The sequence below is a fragment of the Cupriavidus sp. H39 genome, assembly GCF_050271075.1.
Classification (GTDB): domain Bacteria; phylum Pseudomonadota; class Gammaproteobacteria; order Burkholderiales; family Burkholderiaceae; genus Cupriavidus; species Cupriavidus necator_B.
Genome location: NZ_CP189847.1, coordinates 307,000 through 321,825 on the forward strand (window position 1 = coordinate 307,000; position 14,826 = coordinate 321,825).

General features: G+C 60.3%; 15 protein-coding genes and 3 pseudogenes. 11 read left to right on the plus strand and 7 right to left on the minus strand.

All coding sequences use genetic code 11. From position 1 onward, the window contains the following. The first annotated feature begins 200 nt into the window (after positions 1-200). The 6 genes from ACOCMH_RS13810 to ACOCMH_RS13835 all read left to right on the plus strand — a co-directional run bounded on the left by ACOCMH_RS13810 (position 201) and on the right by ACOCMH_RS13835 (position 5,033). Complete coding sequence (locus ACOCMH_RS13810; RefSeq protein WP_427308857.1) at positions 201-530, plus strand: hypothetical protein; 330 nt, start codon at positions 201-203, stop codon at positions 528-530. A gap of 53 nt (positions 531-583) precedes the next feature. Further along, positions 584-1,078: a DUF3302 domain-containing protein gene (locus ACOCMH_RS13815; protein WP_427308859.1), complete on the plus strand. Its 495-nt coding sequence runs from the start codon at positions 584-586 to the stop codon at positions 1,076-1,078. After that, positions 1,079-2,257 carry an HlyD family secretion protein gene (locus ACOCMH_RS13820; RefSeq protein WP_427308861.1) on the plus strand — a complete coding sequence of 393 codons (1,179 nt, stop codon included), beginning with the start codon at positions 1,079-1,081 and terminating at the stop codon, positions 2,255-2,257. It abuts the gene before it with no gap. 45 nt (positions 2,258-2,302) lie between these two features. Beyond that, entirely contained in the window at positions 2,303-3,688 is a 1,386-nt protein-coding gene (locus ACOCMH_RS13825) for an efflux transporter outer membrane subunit (protein WP_427308863.1), read from the plus strand. A 701-nt stretch (positions 3,689-4,389) separates the two neighbouring features. Continuing rightward, complete coding sequence (locus tag ACOCMH_RS13830; RefSeq protein WP_427308865.1) at positions 4,390-4,632, plus strand: antitoxin; 243 nt, start codon at positions 4,390-4,392, stop codon at positions 4,630-4,632. Further along, positions 4,629-5,033 carry a type II toxin-antitoxin system VapC family toxin gene (locus tag ACOCMH_RS13835; RefSeq protein WP_427308867.1) on the plus strand — a complete coding sequence of 135 codons (405 nt, stop codon included), beginning with the start codon at positions 4,629-4,631 and terminating at the stop codon, positions 5,031-5,033. Before ACOCMH_RS13830 ends, ACOCMH_RS13835 begins: the two co-directional genes overlap by 4 nt. Before the next feature lie 230 nt (positions 5,034-5,263). On the opposite strand, the gene ACOCMH_RS13840 is transcribed toward ACOCMH_RS13835, so the two are convergent. The 3 genes from ACOCMH_RS13840 to ACOCMH_RS13850 form a co-directional block, all read right to left on the minus strand. Next, positions 5,264-5,581: a DUF1294 domain-containing protein gene (locus ACOCMH_RS13840; RefSeq protein ID WP_427309220.1), complete on the minus strand. Its 318-nt coding sequence runs from the start codon at positions 5,579-5,581 to the stop codon at positions 5,264-5,266. Then, positions 5,514-5,843 carry a cold-shock protein gene (locus ACOCMH_RS13845; protein ID WP_427308868.1) on the minus strand — a complete coding sequence of 110 codons (330 nt, stop codon included), beginning with the start codon at positions 5,841-5,843 and terminating at the stop codon, positions 5,514-5,516. Before ACOCMH_RS13845 ends, ACOCMH_RS13840 begins: the two co-directional genes overlap by 68 nt. Positions 5,844-6,700: 857 nt before the next feature. After that, positions 6,701-7,204, minus strand: a complete 504-nt coding sequence (locus ACOCMH_RS13850; protein ID WP_427308870.1) for a cysteine peptidase family C39 domain-containing protein — start codon at positions 7,202-7,204, stop codon at positions 6,701-6,703. Between the two features lie 264 nt (positions 7,205-7,468). Between ACOCMH_RS13850 and ACOCMH_RS13855 the strand changes: the two are divergent. From ACOCMH_RS13855 to ACOCMH_RS13865, 3 genes and pseudogenes are all read left to right on the plus strand, one after another. Beyond that, positions 7,469-7,565, plus strand: a pseudogene (locus ACOCMH_RS13855) (catechol 1,2-dioxygenase); the annotation flags it as partial. Positions 7,566-8,250: 685 nt separating this feature from the next. Next, positions 8,251-8,646, plus strand: a complete 396-nt coding sequence (locus ACOCMH_RS13860) for a PRC-barrel domain-containing protein (protein WP_427308872.1) — start codon at positions 8,251-8,253, stop codon at positions 8,644-8,646. Positions 8,647-8,793: 147 nt separating this feature from the next. Beyond that, positions 8,794-8,960 (plus strand): annotated as a pseudogene (locus ACOCMH_RS13865) (IS6 family transposase); the annotation flags it as partial. Between the two features lie 166 nt (positions 8,961-9,126). Here the strand turns inward: ACOCMH_RS13865 and ACOCMH_RS13870 are convergent. After that, entirely contained in the window at positions 9,127-9,627 is a 501-nt protein-coding gene (locus tag ACOCMH_RS13870; protein ID WP_427308874.1) for a hypothetical protein, read from the minus strand. Between the two features lie 376 nt (positions 9,628-10,003). Continuing rightward, positions 10,004-10,192 (minus strand): hypothetical protein, encoded by a 189-nt coding sequence (locus tag ACOCMH_RS13875; protein WP_427308876.1) that lies wholly within the window; start codon positions 10,190-10,192, stop codon positions 10,004-10,006. A 528-nt stretch (positions 10,193-10,720) separates the two neighbouring features. Between ACOCMH_RS13875 and ACOCMH_RS13880 the strand changes: the two genes are divergently transcribed. After that, positions 10,721-12,319 (plus strand): SagB/ThcOx family dehydrogenase, encoded by a 1,599-nt coding sequence (locus ACOCMH_RS13880; RefSeq protein WP_427308878.1) that lies wholly within the window; start codon positions 10,721-10,723, stop codon positions 12,317-12,319. Positions 12,320-12,861: 542 nt separating this feature from the next. Here ACOCMH_RS13880 and ACOCMH_RS13885 read toward each other — a convergent pair. Further along, positions 12,862-13,179 (minus strand): hypothetical protein, encoded by a 318-nt coding sequence (locus ACOCMH_RS13885; protein ID WP_427308880.1) that lies wholly within the window; start codon positions 13,177-13,179, stop codon positions 12,862-12,864. Positions 13,180-13,584: 405 nt separating this feature from the next. Between ACOCMH_RS13885 and ACOCMH_RS13890 the strand changes: the two genes are divergently transcribed. Beyond that, entirely contained in the window at positions 13,585-13,749 is a 165-nt protein-coding gene (locus ACOCMH_RS13890) for a hypothetical protein (RefSeq protein WP_427308882.1), read from the plus strand. Here ACOCMH_RS13890 and ACOCMH_RS13895 read toward each other — a convergent pair. After that, positions 13,741-14,559 (minus strand): annotated as a pseudogene (locus ACOCMH_RS13895) (IS5 family transposase). The gene ACOCMH_RS13890 and the pseudogene ACOCMH_RS13895 sit on opposite strands and share 9 nt — an antisense overlap. Between the last annotated feature and the right edge of the window lie 267 nt (positions 14,560-14,826).

Here is a 14,826-nt window from a genome sequence, read left to right on the forward strand (position 1 = left end):
GTCACGCCGTGGGGGCTATCAAAGGAATTCGAAAAGCGCTGCCGTACCGAGAGCGGATTCATGCCGCGCGCCCGGACTTTCGAAGTTCTTTGATAGCCGCGACGGGACCGCTGCCATAAGGTGTGAGCCTCATCGAGACGTGACCGGCCGCGCCGGTGCACGTCGTCGGCATCCGAATCCAATCGAAGGAACCTGCAGACATGATTAACAACTGCCGATTGGCCGTCCGGGCCTTTGGCATTGCGCTGCTGATCGCGGGCGCCGGGCAAGCGTATGCACAGCTCCCGCGCGGACTGGAGTCAAAGCGTCTGCGAGATCAGCCCGATACCTGCGCGCAAGCCGGACTTGCCTCGAAGCCCGCGGTCTGCCGCGCTGCCGGCGAGCCCGCCAGCAGCAAGTACAACCTTCTGTACGCAGCCGCTGCGCGAGCGGATGAAGGCGAGGACGAATCACCATCCCACCGGCACGCGGGACACGCGCGCGAAGACGCCTACCGAGGCGGCCCGCGCAACGAGGCAAGCGGCTCTTGACCGGCCCGTGCATTGTGCAATCGAGCGCCAACTCTCCATCTCAAAAAAATTCGATGAAACTGCGCCCCTATCTGCTGGCGGGCATCGGCCTGTTGGCATCGAGCGAATCTGCGTTCGCATCCGTACTCAGTGGCAAGGCCCTGGAGACCGCGGCCAATGCCATCTCCTGGGTGGTTCTGTTCTTCGTGCCGGTGGCAGGGGTCTACCTGTTCTGGATGCTGCATATCTGGCCCGAGAAAGTCGCACATCGCAAGCGCCATCCGCAAAAGGAGGCCATCCATTCGCTATGCCTCCTATCGCTTTTCTTTGGGGGCTTGCTGTGGCCGCTGGCCTGGCTCTGGGCGCACACGAAGCCGGTGTTCTACCGGGCCGCGTACGGCACCGACAAGGCACCGGAAGACGATGACGCGCCAGGCCATGACAAGGTGCCGTCGACGCAGGCAGCGGGACATGGAGTCTCTTACGGGCCGAGGAACATCGTCAACTTGCGGGCATCCACGACTATGGACATCGCCAGCGGCATGCTCGCCGGAAAGGAGCGGATCTGAATGGATGCGTTGCTGCTTGGTGTCTATGCGCTCGCCGTCTGGCTGATTTTCTTCAAGTTCAAATGGCTGCCCTGGAACACGACGTCCATGGTGATTGTGTTCACGATTCCCGTGGTCGCGATGACGGTGCTGGTCCTTACGCTCAACGTGGTGGCCCCGTCTTCCCATGACGTGCGGGTGGTGGGCAAGGTCCTGCAGGTGGTGCCACAGGTCCGCGGCCGCATCGTCGAACTGCCGGCCGAAGGCAACCGGCGCTACAAGAAGGGCGATGTCCTGCTGCGGATCGACCCGACTCCCTATCAGGCCTCGGTCAGGCAACTCGAAGGCAGGCTGATGGCCGACGATGCCGCGCTGGCTGAAGCCGAGGCATCGGCGCGCCAGCTCAGCGAATCGGTGCGCGGCGCGGCGGGACGGGTCAGCACTGTGCAGGCCAGGCTGTCGCTTGCCCGCCATCGGGCCAAGGAGTATGACGCACTACTTGCGGCGGGTGCCGGGACAAAGTTCGACCGGGAAGATGCGCTGACCCGCCAGCGTGAACTGGAAGGCGATCTGGTCAGCGCGCAGGCCACCGAGGATGAGGCCCGGCAGAAGCTGTCGGCCAGAAGCCAGGGGGAGTTTGCCGCCATTGCAACGGCACGCGCGAAGCGGGCGGAAACCGAAGTGATGCTCGAGAACGCCCGATGGGAGCTTGAGCAGACCGTCTACCGGGCGCCCTCCGATGGCAAGGTCGTGAACCTGCAGGTGCGCGTGGGCACCATGCTCGTGCCGTTCCCGTTCTCGCCGGCGTTCAGCTTTGTCGAGGATTCGCAGGAGGTTGTTGCCTTCTACAACCAGAACGAGCTTTACAACGTCAAGGAGGGCGATCTCGCCGAGATCTATCTGCCGACGAATCCGGGAGAGATCATCAAGGCGAAAGTCAATTCGATCGTCTGGGCACAATCGCAAGGCCAGATCGCGCAGGGCGGCATGATCCCGAACACCGGCGCCACCGATGCGGTGCCGAACCGGTTCGCGGTCAAGCTCGATCTGCGCGACCAATCCACCGGGCTGATGCTACCGGTTGGGGCAGTCGGAGCGGGCGCGATCTATACGGAGCATATGAAGATGTTTCACATCATCCGCATGGTCTTCCTGCGCGTCAGTTCCAAGCTGAACTACCTGGTGTTCAAGCTTCACTAAGTTCACTCGATTGAGATTTGCCAGAGATCTGGAAGAGGGAAGTCCGTGTCGTCGTTTCAACTGAAGAAGACTTTGCTGCTGGCGCTTCCGGTCGCCATGCTTTGCGGCTGTGCCCTGCAGACACCGCCCGAGGGCGCGAACCTTCGACGCCAGGCCGTGCCGGCGCTCGAAGGACAGGCCACGTGGGCGAACGCGGCTACGGCCGGCGCCGCCGCAAATGGCTGGCCCGCCACCTTCGACGATGCCGAGCTGCAGCGGCTGGTGCGGGAGGCCATTGCGCACAATGGCGATCTCCGGCTGGCCGCGGTGCGCGTGCAGCAGGCGCAGGCGCTGGTCGCAATCCAGCGCAGCGGTCTGCTCCCGAGCGCAGGCGTGAAGGGCAGGGCGGGCAATTCGGAAACGCAGATCCTGTCAATCGGCGCGAGCTGGGAGATCGACCTCTGGGGACGCATCCGCGCCCAGTCGCGTGCTGCGGAATCGCAATACGCGGCCACGAGGGACGATTATCTCTGGGCCCAGCGCGTGGTCGCAGCGACCACTGCCAGGGCATGGTTCACGCTGATCCAGAACGCGAAGCTGGAGGATCGGCTGCGGCAGACCGCCGCGATTCAGGATGAACTGGTGCGGATCACCGGCCAGCGCGTCGAGATTGGGGTAGCGCCGGAGACCGAGCTGCTGGAAGCGCGGAATACGCTCCGCGCGCAACGCGAAGCGATCGGGAAAGCCGAACTGGCCCGAAGCCAGGCCGCGCAGGCGCTGGAGCTGCTGCTGGGCCACTATCCCGCCGGAGAAATCGCGACCTGGACGGAACTGCCGGCCATGCCCCCCGCCCCGGCTGCGGGCTTGCCTGCGAACCTGGTCGAGCGTCGGCCCGACCTGACGGCGTCGGCGCACCGTGTCGCGGCGGCCTTCGATATGCGGCAGTCGGCGGAGGCAGCGCGCCTGCCGCGCATCTCCATCAGCGCAGCCATCACCGGCATCCGGAGCGACGTATTCCTGCTCAACCAGGCCAGCAGCCCGATCAAGGGACTCAATGGTTCGTTCTTCGCACCGATCTTCACGGGCGGAGAGCTCAAGGCCAGGGGGGAGTACTACAGCGCCGAAGAAAAAGCCGCCCTGATCGCCTATGGCAACACCGTGCTGCAGGCACTGGGCGAGGTGGAGGCGGGACTGCGGGCCGAATCCGGTTATGCCGAGCGCACCAGGCAACTGCGGGAGAGGGTGGATGAGAGCCGTGTACTGGTGCAGCGAGAGCAGGCGCGCGCGAGCATCGGCGCCTCGGATACGCGGAGTCTGCTGAAACAGCGGCAGGCACTCGTGGCCGCCGAGATGGATCTCATCAACGTGCAGGCCGACCATCTCAACCAGCGCATTGCGCTATTGTTGGCGTTGGGCGGTGATTGGAAGGACGAGGCATGCGCCGGTGCATGAAGGGTTTGCGCCTGCCTCGGTTCTTTCGTACCGTCGAGTCCCGGTGCGAGCCGGCCCGCCGTGCGTACAGCGTCGAACGGGTGCCATCGTTCAGGCTTCCGACACGTAGGGCTCGATGACCGATCCTTCGCTTTACCTGTCTTGCGCGTCTTTAGTGATGCAGAACTGACGTAACGTGATCTATATGCGGACGTCCGTTCTTGGGGCGGTGCCGCCTTTTGAATGCCCGCAGGAGGGCATGGGCAATCGTCCGTAGATGGCCGGAAAGCGACGTCGGCGAGTGAAGCACGGGCTCGGCTGTAACGCTGGCCCTATGCGACTTTCGCATGCAACGTTTCGTCCTATGTGCGCCTGAACTAGGGCGGAGCGGGGCGGCCCGCCATGGGCAGCCGTACCATCGGTGGAAACATCGATTGACTGCGGACGAAATAGGGTCCGATTCCTAATTTCGCTTATCCCGCGAACCCTCTGCCGTGGCCAATGAAACTCAGAGCACCAGCCACACCACCCTGGACCCCAACCCCAGGCAACGGTTTGCCAAAGGGGCGTCAACCACCATGGCGCCTCGCTTGCCCGAACGCGATGGAGGGCACAAAAATGTCGTTTTGCGGCATTTGGCTCGCCGCATGCGTGCCAGAGCCGTTGACCGGGGACTTCGGTTGTATAATATCTATATTTTGTAGATACATATGGAGGGTGAAATGGAATTTGCCAAGATCTTCCGCCATGGTGGCTCCCAGGCTGTACGGCTGCCCAAGGATTTCCGATTTGACAGTACGGAAGTCCGTATCCGCCGGCACGGCGCTGCGGTGATCCTGGAACCTGTCCCGCAAGACTGGGCATGGCTGACCCCGCTGATCGGACCGGTTGATGCCGATTTCGAGTCGGCAGCGGTCACCCAACCTGCGGGACAGGACCGCCCTGGACTGGATGTGTTCGAATGAAATATCTGCTCGATGCCAACGCAGTGACAGCGATGCTCAAGGGCGAGCCAAGCATGCTCGAACGACTGCGTGCGCACCTGCCATCCGATTTCGGGTTGCCGTCAATCGTCGCACATGAACTGTTCTATGGTGCCTACAAGAGTCAGCGGGCGGCTGCGAACCTGGCACGCATCGAAGCGTTGCAGTTCGAGGTGGTACCGTTTGATGCCGAGGACGCTCAGCATGCCGGAGAGATTCGCGCGCAGCTGGCGGCCGTCGGTACGTCGATCGGCCCTTATGACGTCTTGATTGCTGGGCAGGCGAGGGCGCGTAACTTGATTCTCGTGACGCACAATATCCGGGAATTCGCCCGCGTCGCGCAACTGACTGTCGAGGATTGGCATACCGGTCACTGTCGTTAATCGCCGCTGCTCGCGTGCCCTTTGCATCAGCTGTCGGCAAGGGCAAACCCTGTACGCTGCAACACAATTCGCGAGCGGTCTTGCGCTTGGTCCGCCTCAGTTGAGAGTATCTGAAGGCCCAACAGCAGGTTCACTCCGGCCCAGCCCTATCCCTCCCTGTCTTCGACGGGGAATCCCGTACGTAGAAAACTAGGTCGCTTCGTTCGCCGCGGTCGTTAAGTGCCACTTCATCAGGCCGCAATGACGTATTGCCAACCCATCATTGCGCCAACATTCCAGGCGACGACACCCCAAAACGCGAGTCGAAACTTCCGCTTACGGCTCTTGTGTCGAAGGAGGTGCTGGGCGGCAAGTGCACCCGGCCAGCCGCCGCATAGCGCGAATAGATGCAAGGTAGCCTCAGGGGTGCGCCAAGCGTTTCGGCTGGCTCGTGTCTTGTCATCTGCATAAGCAAAGAACGTGATGATGCTGGCCAGAAGGCTAACAATGCCGGCCCGTCGAGGGAAATAACCAGCAAAGGCGCCGCCGGTTATGAGCCCCAAGGCCACTACACCGGCGAGTACCGGCAAGAGGCTTGCGTCCGACTGCGGCTTTCGGTGCGCCGACTACTATGGCGACGTTCAGCGGCTGAGCCCGGCCGTCCTTCCCTTTGCCGAACTCGAAGCCCACGCGGTCGCCAGGTTTGGGCGTCACGGTGCGTGTTTGCAGCGCCGTGACGTGGAAGAAGACATCTTTCGTGTCCGTGTGGACGTCGATAAAACCAGATCCCTTGTCTGCATGCCATGTCTTGACCCGACCTGCTTTTTTCATGGTTCTCGTCTGGTGTTGCAGGAGAGATCAAGTTTAAGGGAAGGGGTGAGGCCAAGTTATTGCGGGTTAGGTGGAGTCAGTAGCAACCGTACTCGCCACTCTGTCACTCGTAGTCAGTGGGGTGTTGGCCTGCTGCAACCCGCCTTGTATATCAAATCGGGTAGATTTGCCATGTGCGGGACGCTGCGGCATGACATGAAGAACAACAGGTAGAGAAATGGGTCGCAGGAAAAAGGAGCCGTCATAGCGAGGTATTGATGGATGCGCCATGGTGGGGGTCCTTCGCACTGGCCGTCAGTGCCTACATTGTGTTTCTTGGGGTCTGCCAGCTCTATTCGCGTCGACGCAACCTTGTACAAGGCCGGCCTGGGCCGGCATTCAGTTGCTTGATGGTGCGGCCATTATCGAACGGATTCGCGCACTCGATCAGCGCAGGCAGACGACGTTGCTGGCAATGGCGTTTCGGGGAGACTACCGGACGCCGACATGTGCTGCCTGCGGGATTAAGATGGTTGAGCGGAACGGGCCAACCGGCGCATTCTGGGGTTGCCAAAAATTTTCCCGGTTGCAAGGGCAAGCTGTCCCGCAACGCCTAAGCACCCGATCGATCAAGCTTCGCCGGCGCGCTCCGTTAGGCATGCCGAGAATCGTCGCACTAGAGCAAGCGGATAAGGGAGTCTTTGGCGAACCCACAAGGAAGGCGTGGTCTGCAGCCGCGCCCTAGCGCACTGCGCGCAAGCTCGTTGCGCAGGTGGAAGCGCACCGCCCGATCGCCCTACGGGGCGGCCGGCGCCGACTCAGCCATCCAGGTCTCATGGACGGGATTCGTCGGCTTAGCCGCCGCGCGGACCACATCTTCAGCGGGATGCTTGCTGCACCGGCATAGTGCTCTGAGCGTCGAGGCCAGCAGCCTCTCGCAATGGCGCAACCATGACTGCCCGCAGCATGGTGCCCGGCGATGGATACGGCTGCACGAGTTTCATATCGGTCGACACTGGAGGCGAGAATGCAGGCAGCGCGAAAATGGCATGCCCTCTGGATTGGGCCAGCAGTTCCTCGCGACAAACTTTCTGCACCCCGCCGTTCCACCCCGACAGGGCGATCACATACCGTCCGTGTTCGCAGCGCTGCAGCAAGACGCAGGGCCGGGTCTTGCCCAGCAACAGGATGGCTGGCAGTGAGGTATCTGGAATCTCGTCGAGGTCTCGCGCTACCAAATGGATCGACAAGCCGGCGCGCGTCGCCGCAGCACAGAGCAAAGGCAACGTCACACTCTGCCCCTCCAGCGGCAGTTGCAAGGCTCGGTTCAGCAACAGCATGCAGCCCAACATGGGATCGTCCGCCTCCATCAACTCGCTCATTGTGGCAGGCGGCTCCCGGCGGGCAGTAATAATGTACAGTTCGGAGGCGCCGGGATGCGAACCGGACTTCGTCTTGGGTTGCCGTGTCCGCCGCGATGGCGCCGATTCAACTTACATATTTTCCGGCGGCTCACATGGCGCAAGGCCAGCCGACGCATCTCGCCCGCGCAAATTCCATTTCACCCATGATTTCCCCGGTTTCAGTTGTGTGAACTCTGCTGTGAGCGTAGCGCACTAAGGCGTGCTTGCCCTTCATGCAAACCGATGGGCAACTACTCCTACTTCGATCCGACCCAGAGCGCATTCAACCTGAGGCGTACCATCGTCACCGACAGCGAAGGGCGGTATCGCCTGCGCAGCGAGCGTCAAGGACCTCTGTACGTGGCCGGCGCCCCGGTCGCACAAGGGGAGGCCCGCCTGGACGATACGGCGAACACATCGCCATCACCAGTATCTCGCCGTCATCGGTGCCATTTCCACGTTTCGCACCCCGAAGCGCTTGTCTCGAACGTGGTTTATTGAAGCGGGTGCCGGCGGCGAACTCAACGCGGCGAAGCAACCCGTCGCCTTCAGGTCCACGGAGAAGCCATACCGGCCCATCTGCGCGCACACGCAGGCAACGGCCGAGGCGCACCCGCTCTCAAGGGACTCGCGAAGGGTATAACGATTTGGGGAAGGCGAACGCGTTTGGGGCAAGCCCGAGTGCCGACGGCAGCGGCCGCCGGCCACCCACCTTACACGGCGTCGACGAGCGAGGCAGGCAAGAGCGCCTGGTGGTAGCCCCTCTTCGGTGCCGCGTTCCACCTTCGTTGCCGCCCGCGCACTGTTTGCCTGCGCTCCGGAAATGTCCACGGACGACAATCACCAGCAATGCGGAGGGCTCGTATGTCGCTCGGGCTCTTGCGTCTGGCCATTCCGACACTATTATCGAAGTGGCGGTGGGCATGCGCTGCTGGCCAATGTATCCGGATGCCGGCGTCGCCGGCTGCCGTAGATCATGATCTGCTAACTGATTGCGCCGCAAAGCCGCGAACAAGGTGAAAGCCATGATGCAACGAACGATGACTGTGGCTTCTGCGGGTCTGCTCGCCGGCGCGTTGACCGCTGGCGTGCTGGCCCAGGGGACACCCCAGGCGGTTACAGAAAGACGAGTTGATGTAATCCAGCTGGCAGCCGGGTACCGGGCCTCAAAGATCAACGGAGCCGCCGTTTTCAATCGAAACAAGGACAAGATCGGCACCGTCGACGACCTGATCGTGGCGCCGAATGACCGAAAAAGTGCGTACGCCATCCTCTCGGTGGGAGGTTTTCTGGGTATGGGAAAGCATCTAGTCGCGGTTCCGTTCGACAGTCTCCAGATCAGCAGCAAACAGGTGATTTTGCCGGACGCGACGAAGGAATCCCTCCTCGCATTGCCCGAATTCAAATACGCACCGGACTAGGCTGACCGGTGCCCCTGATCCCGCAGGGAGGCGATCCGGCCACAAGTCTTGCGCGGGCTTTGTCACGTTGGCCAGCGCATAGCGTAAGATCCAGCGACGCAAAAGACAAAATCGCTCTATCACGGCCATCAGTTCCCGGCGGCGGTCATCAGCCAAGCGGTGCGCTGGTACTTTCGCTTTCAACTGAGCCTGCGCGATTCGAAGAATTGCTGTTCGAGCGCGGCGTTGTCCTCCGCTACGAAACGATCCGGCGTTGGTGTCACAAATTCGGCGCGGCCTTTGCGCATCGCGTCAGATCCGCACGCCGCAAGCCTTTAGGACGTCCCCTTGATGGAAGGGAAGACATCACTGCACTTCAAATATGAGCGGGCGAGCGATATATTATAAGGCACGCCATGGAATTCAGACTCACCCCGATAATCTACGGACGAGGTGCGTTTGTTTCTTTTGAGCGGGAACATCCTATCTTCCAAATCATGTTTAGAGCTGCCCCCAAGCTACCCCATAGTCGCGCTTCGCTCCGCCGTTGGTGACGTCGACGATGCGAGGGTAGAATTTCTTGCCGTCACGCCGGTAATGCAGTTCATATTTGTGACCTTTTTGGAAATCATAGGAAATTCTAATCGGCACCAAAGTGAACGAAGATCTGTAAGTTGTTGTGACAGTGGTACCTTTAGGAGGTGCGCCCACATTGTCAGACGATGAACTGGACGAGTAGAAATCCAAAACAATTTGTTGCGGGCCGGGCTTTACTTCGAACTGTGTCCCCTCCATCGACATATCTTTGGTCGAAAACGTGATTCCGGTTTGATAACCAGAAATATCGCGAACAAAGGTCTGTCTGTCCGCCATCAGAATGGAGATGTCCTCCACGGGAAGTTGTTGTCCCTCATAGGTCTTAATTGAACTGGGCGCAGCGCAGCCCACTAACACTGAAACGGTGACGGTGGCGAGAATGGATTCTAGTACCTGGACTTTCATAGTTTGATTCCATTGAACTAACGAAGGCTGCCAGACGAATAATCACGCAGGCGCGTAAGTGCAGCAGTTTTCCATGAGCAGGCTGATTCAATTAAATGATTCCAAAAAGAAACATTTATATCATTGCAGCTATCTCTGGTCAACGCCATCAGGAAATACTAAGGCGAAGAGAAATCTATAAAGCGGATGGAGGAACCCACCACTCACGCTCAGTTGTGAAAGCATCATCAAAGCAAGTTCGACGATCCTAGGATATGTCCAACTCAATGGCTCGACTGTCCGTTCATGGCCGGCAAGCGACTTCGGTCCGCGGCTAGTCTGCTGCGGCCGTGATAAAACGGCTGTTTTCGCGCCGTGGAGATCGGCGCTTCACGGCCTACTTGCTGCTGCGCTTGCCGCCGATGCCGACCTTGCCGCGTCCGACCTTGCGATGCGGCACACAGGGGCGCAGCCTCTTCCTGGAGCTAGCCGTCAACGTGACGTGCTCCGCAGGGTAGCGGGTCGTCCTGTGCAGCGCGGCCTGATAGGCGGGATGGCCCGGATCTATGCGCTTGATAGCTGACATGACTGGCACCTCCTCAGAGGATTCTAGTCCGAAACGGCACGCCGATTCCCGACCCTGCTGAGACGTTCGTTGCGTCTTCCGTCGAACGGCAGGTCCAGGGGTGCAACGACCGTTGGCTATGACCGTTGGCCGGGCAGTTCCTGTGGTGACGCCATCGACTCTTATTGAGCAGTTGATTTTGCTGGTGTATAGCTCCTAGTTAGGTAGCCTATGCAAAAGCGCGCCGCGGCGAATAGCGGGCCACGAGTTGCATGCAGCCGGTCAATCCCGTGCTCAATTTTGGCGGCGAGACAGTTCGCAAGGATCAGAGTAGCGTTTTCCACTTCCGCGCCGATTGTCAACGATTTTGGCGGATATTCTTACATTTTCTTACGAATAAATGCTGCATGGCGATAGGCCCCGAATACCTTCAAAACCACCTAAAGTGCGAATTGAGCCCCCGTCCTATGACGTCGGTAACGACTGCATGACAAGGTGAGCTATTTGATGTGGCAGCGGGGGTGTCTGGCATTCTCGGGCAGAAGGAACATGAGCCGATCTGCGCAAGCGTTGCTTGAGTATCACGAACGCAGCAAGCACCGCGTCAACCGCTACGCTCCAGGCCCCGGTTGGCTCGAGTGGGCAACCCAGCCAGATCCGTTCCGCGCGTTCCAGGGCTCGCCGCGGATTGCCCTGCCACTGGCCGCGGACACCTTGCCCACACGCTACAACGCGTTGCGCTGCGGCGTCCTGCCGCCCGAGCAGAGCTTCAGCCTTCGTACCCTCGCAATCCTGTTTGAGCTTTCGCTCGGCTTGTCAGCGTGGAAAGCCTTTGGCGCTCAGCGGTGGGCACTGCGCTGCAATCCCTCGAGCGGAAATCTGCATCCGACCGAGGGCTATCTTCTTTGTCCTGCCCTGCCCGATCTGCCGGGCGGGGTCTACCATTACCTGAGCCGCGACCACGTCCTTGAACAGCGGGCTGCATTGGATGATCCACGATGGACTGAGGCGTTCCCGGGCGGCGGTATCCTAGTTGGCATCAGCTCGATCCATTGGCGCGAGGCATGGAAATACGGAATGCGCGCCTGGCGCTACTGCCAGCATGACTGCGGCCATGCCATTGCCGCAGTCAGTTACGCGGCAGCGGCTCTCGGATGGCAGACGCGGCTGATCGAGACTGCTGCGGATGATGCCTTGGCCGCATTGCTTGGATTGGATCGCAGCGACGATTTCGGAGCGGCCGAGCGGGAGGTGCCGGATGTCGTGCTGTGGATCGGCGATGCGGAAACACGGCCTGACCCGGAGCGCCTGTGGACCGCTCTCGATAAGGCGCACTGGTACGGCTACGCAAACCAGCTAAGCGCGGGACACGTAAGTTGGCCGGATATCGATTCGGTCGATCGTGCCACGCGCAAGTCTCTGACTAGCGAACCGACCCCGCTGAATCCGGAGCCGCCACTGCGGCCCGCGGCGCCCGCCTTCGACCTGAGCTTTGCCCGGATCGCCCGGCAGCGCCGCAGCGCCACAAGCTTCGATGGCACGGCGCACATTACCGCTACCGCCTTCTTTACAATGCTGGCAAGCCTGCTGGCGCGTCGCGACACGCCACCGTGGAACGCCCTGATGTCTCCTGCTGCGGTGCATCTGGCGCTATTGGTTCACCGCGTGGACGGACTGGAGCCGGGCCTGTACGTGCTGGTGAGAAACGCCGGGGCGCTGCATGGACTCAAGCAGGCTATGCGCCCGGAATGGCTGTGGCAGAGAATCGGACCGGACCATCTGCCACTCTATCTTCTGCTGCCGTACGATTTACGCGCAGTGGCAAAACTGATCTGTTGCCACCAGGATATCGCCGCCGATTCCTACTTCGCGTTGGGCATGCTCGCAAACTTCGAAATCGCCCTGAAGCAGCCATGGCGTTATCGCCATCTATTCTGGGAATGCGGCATTCTCGGCCAGGCACTCTATCTTGAAGCCGAAGCCACCGGAGAGCGCGCCACGGGGATCGGCTGCTTTTTCGACGATGAAATGCATGCCATGCTCGGCATCAAGGATCACACATGGCAGAGCCTGTATCACTTTACCGTTGGCTGCGCCATGGTCGATCAACGCTTGTCGACGCTTGCACCGTATGAAGTTCAGGCTTGACCCGGAAGTGCTGTTCCGGGAAGGCTCCGCCAATCCATCAGCTTTCGGACTCAGCTGGGCAAGGACACCGCAATCCAGGCTTCGGAACTCGTGTGGGTTGCGGGGGCAGAATTGTGGAGGCACGTTGGCGCGCCACACGCGACGGGCCACCGGCGTGTCAGAACTTTCTTGGAGTCTGCGACTATGCATATGGCCAGCGTCCACCGAGCCTTGGCAAGGCAAATCCACCACGTCGGGTGTATGACCGCCGTGGCCGACGACGAGACCGAAATCATCCGCGCGCGAAAGTCCGTTGTCTAGGCGGAGCCGACGCTCGGACGTCCGTGTGCAAGCGTGGCCGCACGTCTGTAGATGGCCGAAGGCGGCCGATCGTCGGTCGCCAGGCTGGCAGGGACCACGGATTACCGCTGCAGACCCGAAGGCGCAATTTGAAGTCTGCCGATGAATGGCGGCTTCCCACGCCGCATCGTGCCTCGCTGCAGCAACCTGTCGGTAACCCCGCCTTACTGCGGGAAACGGATTTAGTATGACTGGGGCGTTTTTCATGCGACTGGAAAAACGGAAATCGTGAGACTGCCTGCACTCGGTTCGACGCCTGAACCTGCTAGCTCGGCCGTCACAATATTCTTGACATCGGTTCTTGTATCGAGATACAGCCAAGTGGTGCACTCGATGCGTTCGATACGAAGACCGTTCGCAACGACTACCCGCTCTACAGCTTCTTCGACCTGGGCATTTCCAGGATCCACATTGCACTGTCGGATCTGCGCCGTCCAGAAGCAGTACTGCGCCTCGAAAAGCTGGCCAGGATTGGGATGCGGGCGCAACTCGTCGCGACATCCCTGCCTGACGTCGAGCAACTCGAAGTCATGCGAGAACTCGCGCCAGCGATTGAGTGCCTCAAGTTTGTAGCCCTCGAATCGAGTCTCAGGGCAGAACTCCAGAAGATCTCCAACATCATAAGCTACTATGCCCCCTCTCAATGTGTAGGCGCATCAGCCGCACCGCCTCGGTACTGTTGTGCATACGAATGGCTTCGACGATACCTTCGTTCTCCACGAGAATAAGCTTCAAGGTTCCCCTTCAAAATAGCGTCCCGCGGGCAACATCACTTACCCATAGATACCCCGGATCGATGCCGAGATTCGGCAGCAGAGGGCATTTGGAATGCAGGACAGGTTCCACATGGAACTTGCAACCGAAGCTGCACGAGACCAAGGCGAGGAGCAATATGGCTCCGCTGACCTTTTAACACGGAGGTAAGAATGTCTGATCCGTTAGTTGCTTCGAAATGGTCCTACGACGAGGTTACCGCGGTGGCAGAAAAAACTATTCGCCTGCTGCTTGAAGAAGGTGATGATGTCCTTGCCCTGCTCCCTCGGAACGAATGGGTCGCGTATGGGGTTTACTTAGAACTCATTTCAAAATGAACTTTCCTCGCGCTGAAGGGTGCGCCAGCAAATGAGGCAACAGGCCAGCTTGAGGAAACCTTCATGAATGTCGGCGCGACGCTCGAAGCGGGTGCGCAGACGGCGGAATGCGTGAAGCCAGGCATGAGTGCGCTCGACGACCCCAGCGGATCTTGCCGAGTCCACTGCCGTGGGGCTGGCCACGCCGCGCGATCGAAGTTGGGATGCCGGCAGCATGAAGCGGTCGACGATACGTGTCGTGATCGTACGCGCGGTCGGCGTAGATTCGGCCACGCTTGCGCAAAGGTCGACCTCGACATCCCCGGATAGCGGGAATCGCGTCGATCAGAGGCAGGAGTTGGGTAATGTCGTTGCGGTTCGCGCCGGTCAGGATGACCGCGATCGGCGTGCCGTTGGCATCGGTGGCGACATGGTGCTTGGAACCGGGTCGCGCGCGATCGGTGGGGTTCGGTCCTGTTTTTGGCCCGCCCCAACCGCTCGAACTGAAGAGGAGTCGATGATGACGCGCGAGAAATCGATGCGATCCGCTGCGCGTAGCTTGGCAAGCAAGATCTCGTGCAGGCGATCCCATACCCCCGCGCTTTGCCAGTCGCGTAGCCGGCGCCAGCAACTGACGCCAGAGCCGCAGCCCATTTCGCTGGGGAGTTCGTTCCAGCGAATGCCGCTTCTCAGCACGAAGAGGATGCCAGTCAATGCGGCCCGGTCCGACACCGGCATGCGACCCGGATACCGGAATCGCCGCGGCTTGGCTGGCGGCAGAAGCGGTTCGATCAGTGCCCACAATTCGTCGTCGATGATCGGCTTGCCCATCCTCTCTGTCCTGTTGTCACAACGGACGAGGTTAACAGGTTCGCCTTGCGGTTAACAGTACCCAACTGCTCTTTTTGAAACAGCTTCTTAGGGTGGACGAAGCTAACTGAAGGCCGGAGAACAAGTGAGGATGACGAGCGTCTCCACCAGTTGGTCCGGCAATTCAGGGAAAAAAGTAGCATTAACTGAAGGTGACATGCCGCTGGAATGCGTACTAGCCCAACAGATTTGTCACCCAAACGCGGTATGAACACCTGAGCCTGTATA

Coding starts and splice junctions, on each gene's coding strand:
- ACOCMH_RS13810 (WP_427308857.1), top strand. CDS start 201: ATGATTAACAACTGCCGATTGGCCGTCCGGGCCTTTGGCATTGCGCTG.
- ACOCMH_RS13815 (WP_427308859.1), top strand. CDS start 584: ATGAAACTGCGCCCCTATCTGCTGGCGGGCATCGGCCTGTTGGCATCG.
- ACOCMH_RS13820 (WP_427308861.1), top strand. CDS start 1,079: ATGGATGCGTTGCTGCTTGGTGTCTATGCGCTCGCCGTCTGGCTGATT.
- ACOCMH_RS13830 (WP_427308865.1), top strand. CDS start 4,390: ATGGAATTTGCCAAGATCTTCCGCCATGGTGGCTCCCAGGCTGTACGG.
- ACOCMH_RS13835 (WP_427308867.1), top strand. CDS start 4,629: ATGAAATATCTGCTCGATGCCAACGCAGTGACAGCGATGCTCAAGGGC.
- ACOCMH_RS13845 (WP_427308868.1), bottom strand. CDS start 5,843: ATGAAAAAAGCAGGTCGGGTCAAGACATGGCATGCAGACAAGGGATCT.
- ACOCMH_RS13850 (WP_427308870.1), bottom strand. CDS start 7,204: ATGAGCGAGTTGATGGAGGCGGACGATCCCATGTTGGGCTGCATGCTG.
- ACOCMH_RS13860 (WP_427308872.1), top strand. CDS start 8,251: ATGATGCAACGAACGATGACTGTGGCTTCTGCGGGTCTGCTCGCCGGC.
- ACOCMH_RS13870 (WP_427308874.1), bottom strand. CDS start 9,627: ATGAAAGTCCAGGTACTAGAATCCATTCTCGCCACCGTCACCGTTTCA.
- ACOCMH_RS13875 (WP_427308876.1), bottom strand. CDS start 10,192: ATGTCAGCTATCAAGCGCATAGATCCGGGCCATCCCGCCTATCAGGCC.
- ACOCMH_RS13880 (WP_427308878.1), top strand. CDS start 10,721: ATGAGCCGATCTGCGCAAGCGTTGCTTGAGTATCACGAACGCAGCAAG.
- ACOCMH_RS13890 (WP_427308882.1), top strand. CDS start 13,585: ATGTCTGATCCGTTAGTTGCTTCGAAATGGTCCTACGACGAGGTTACC.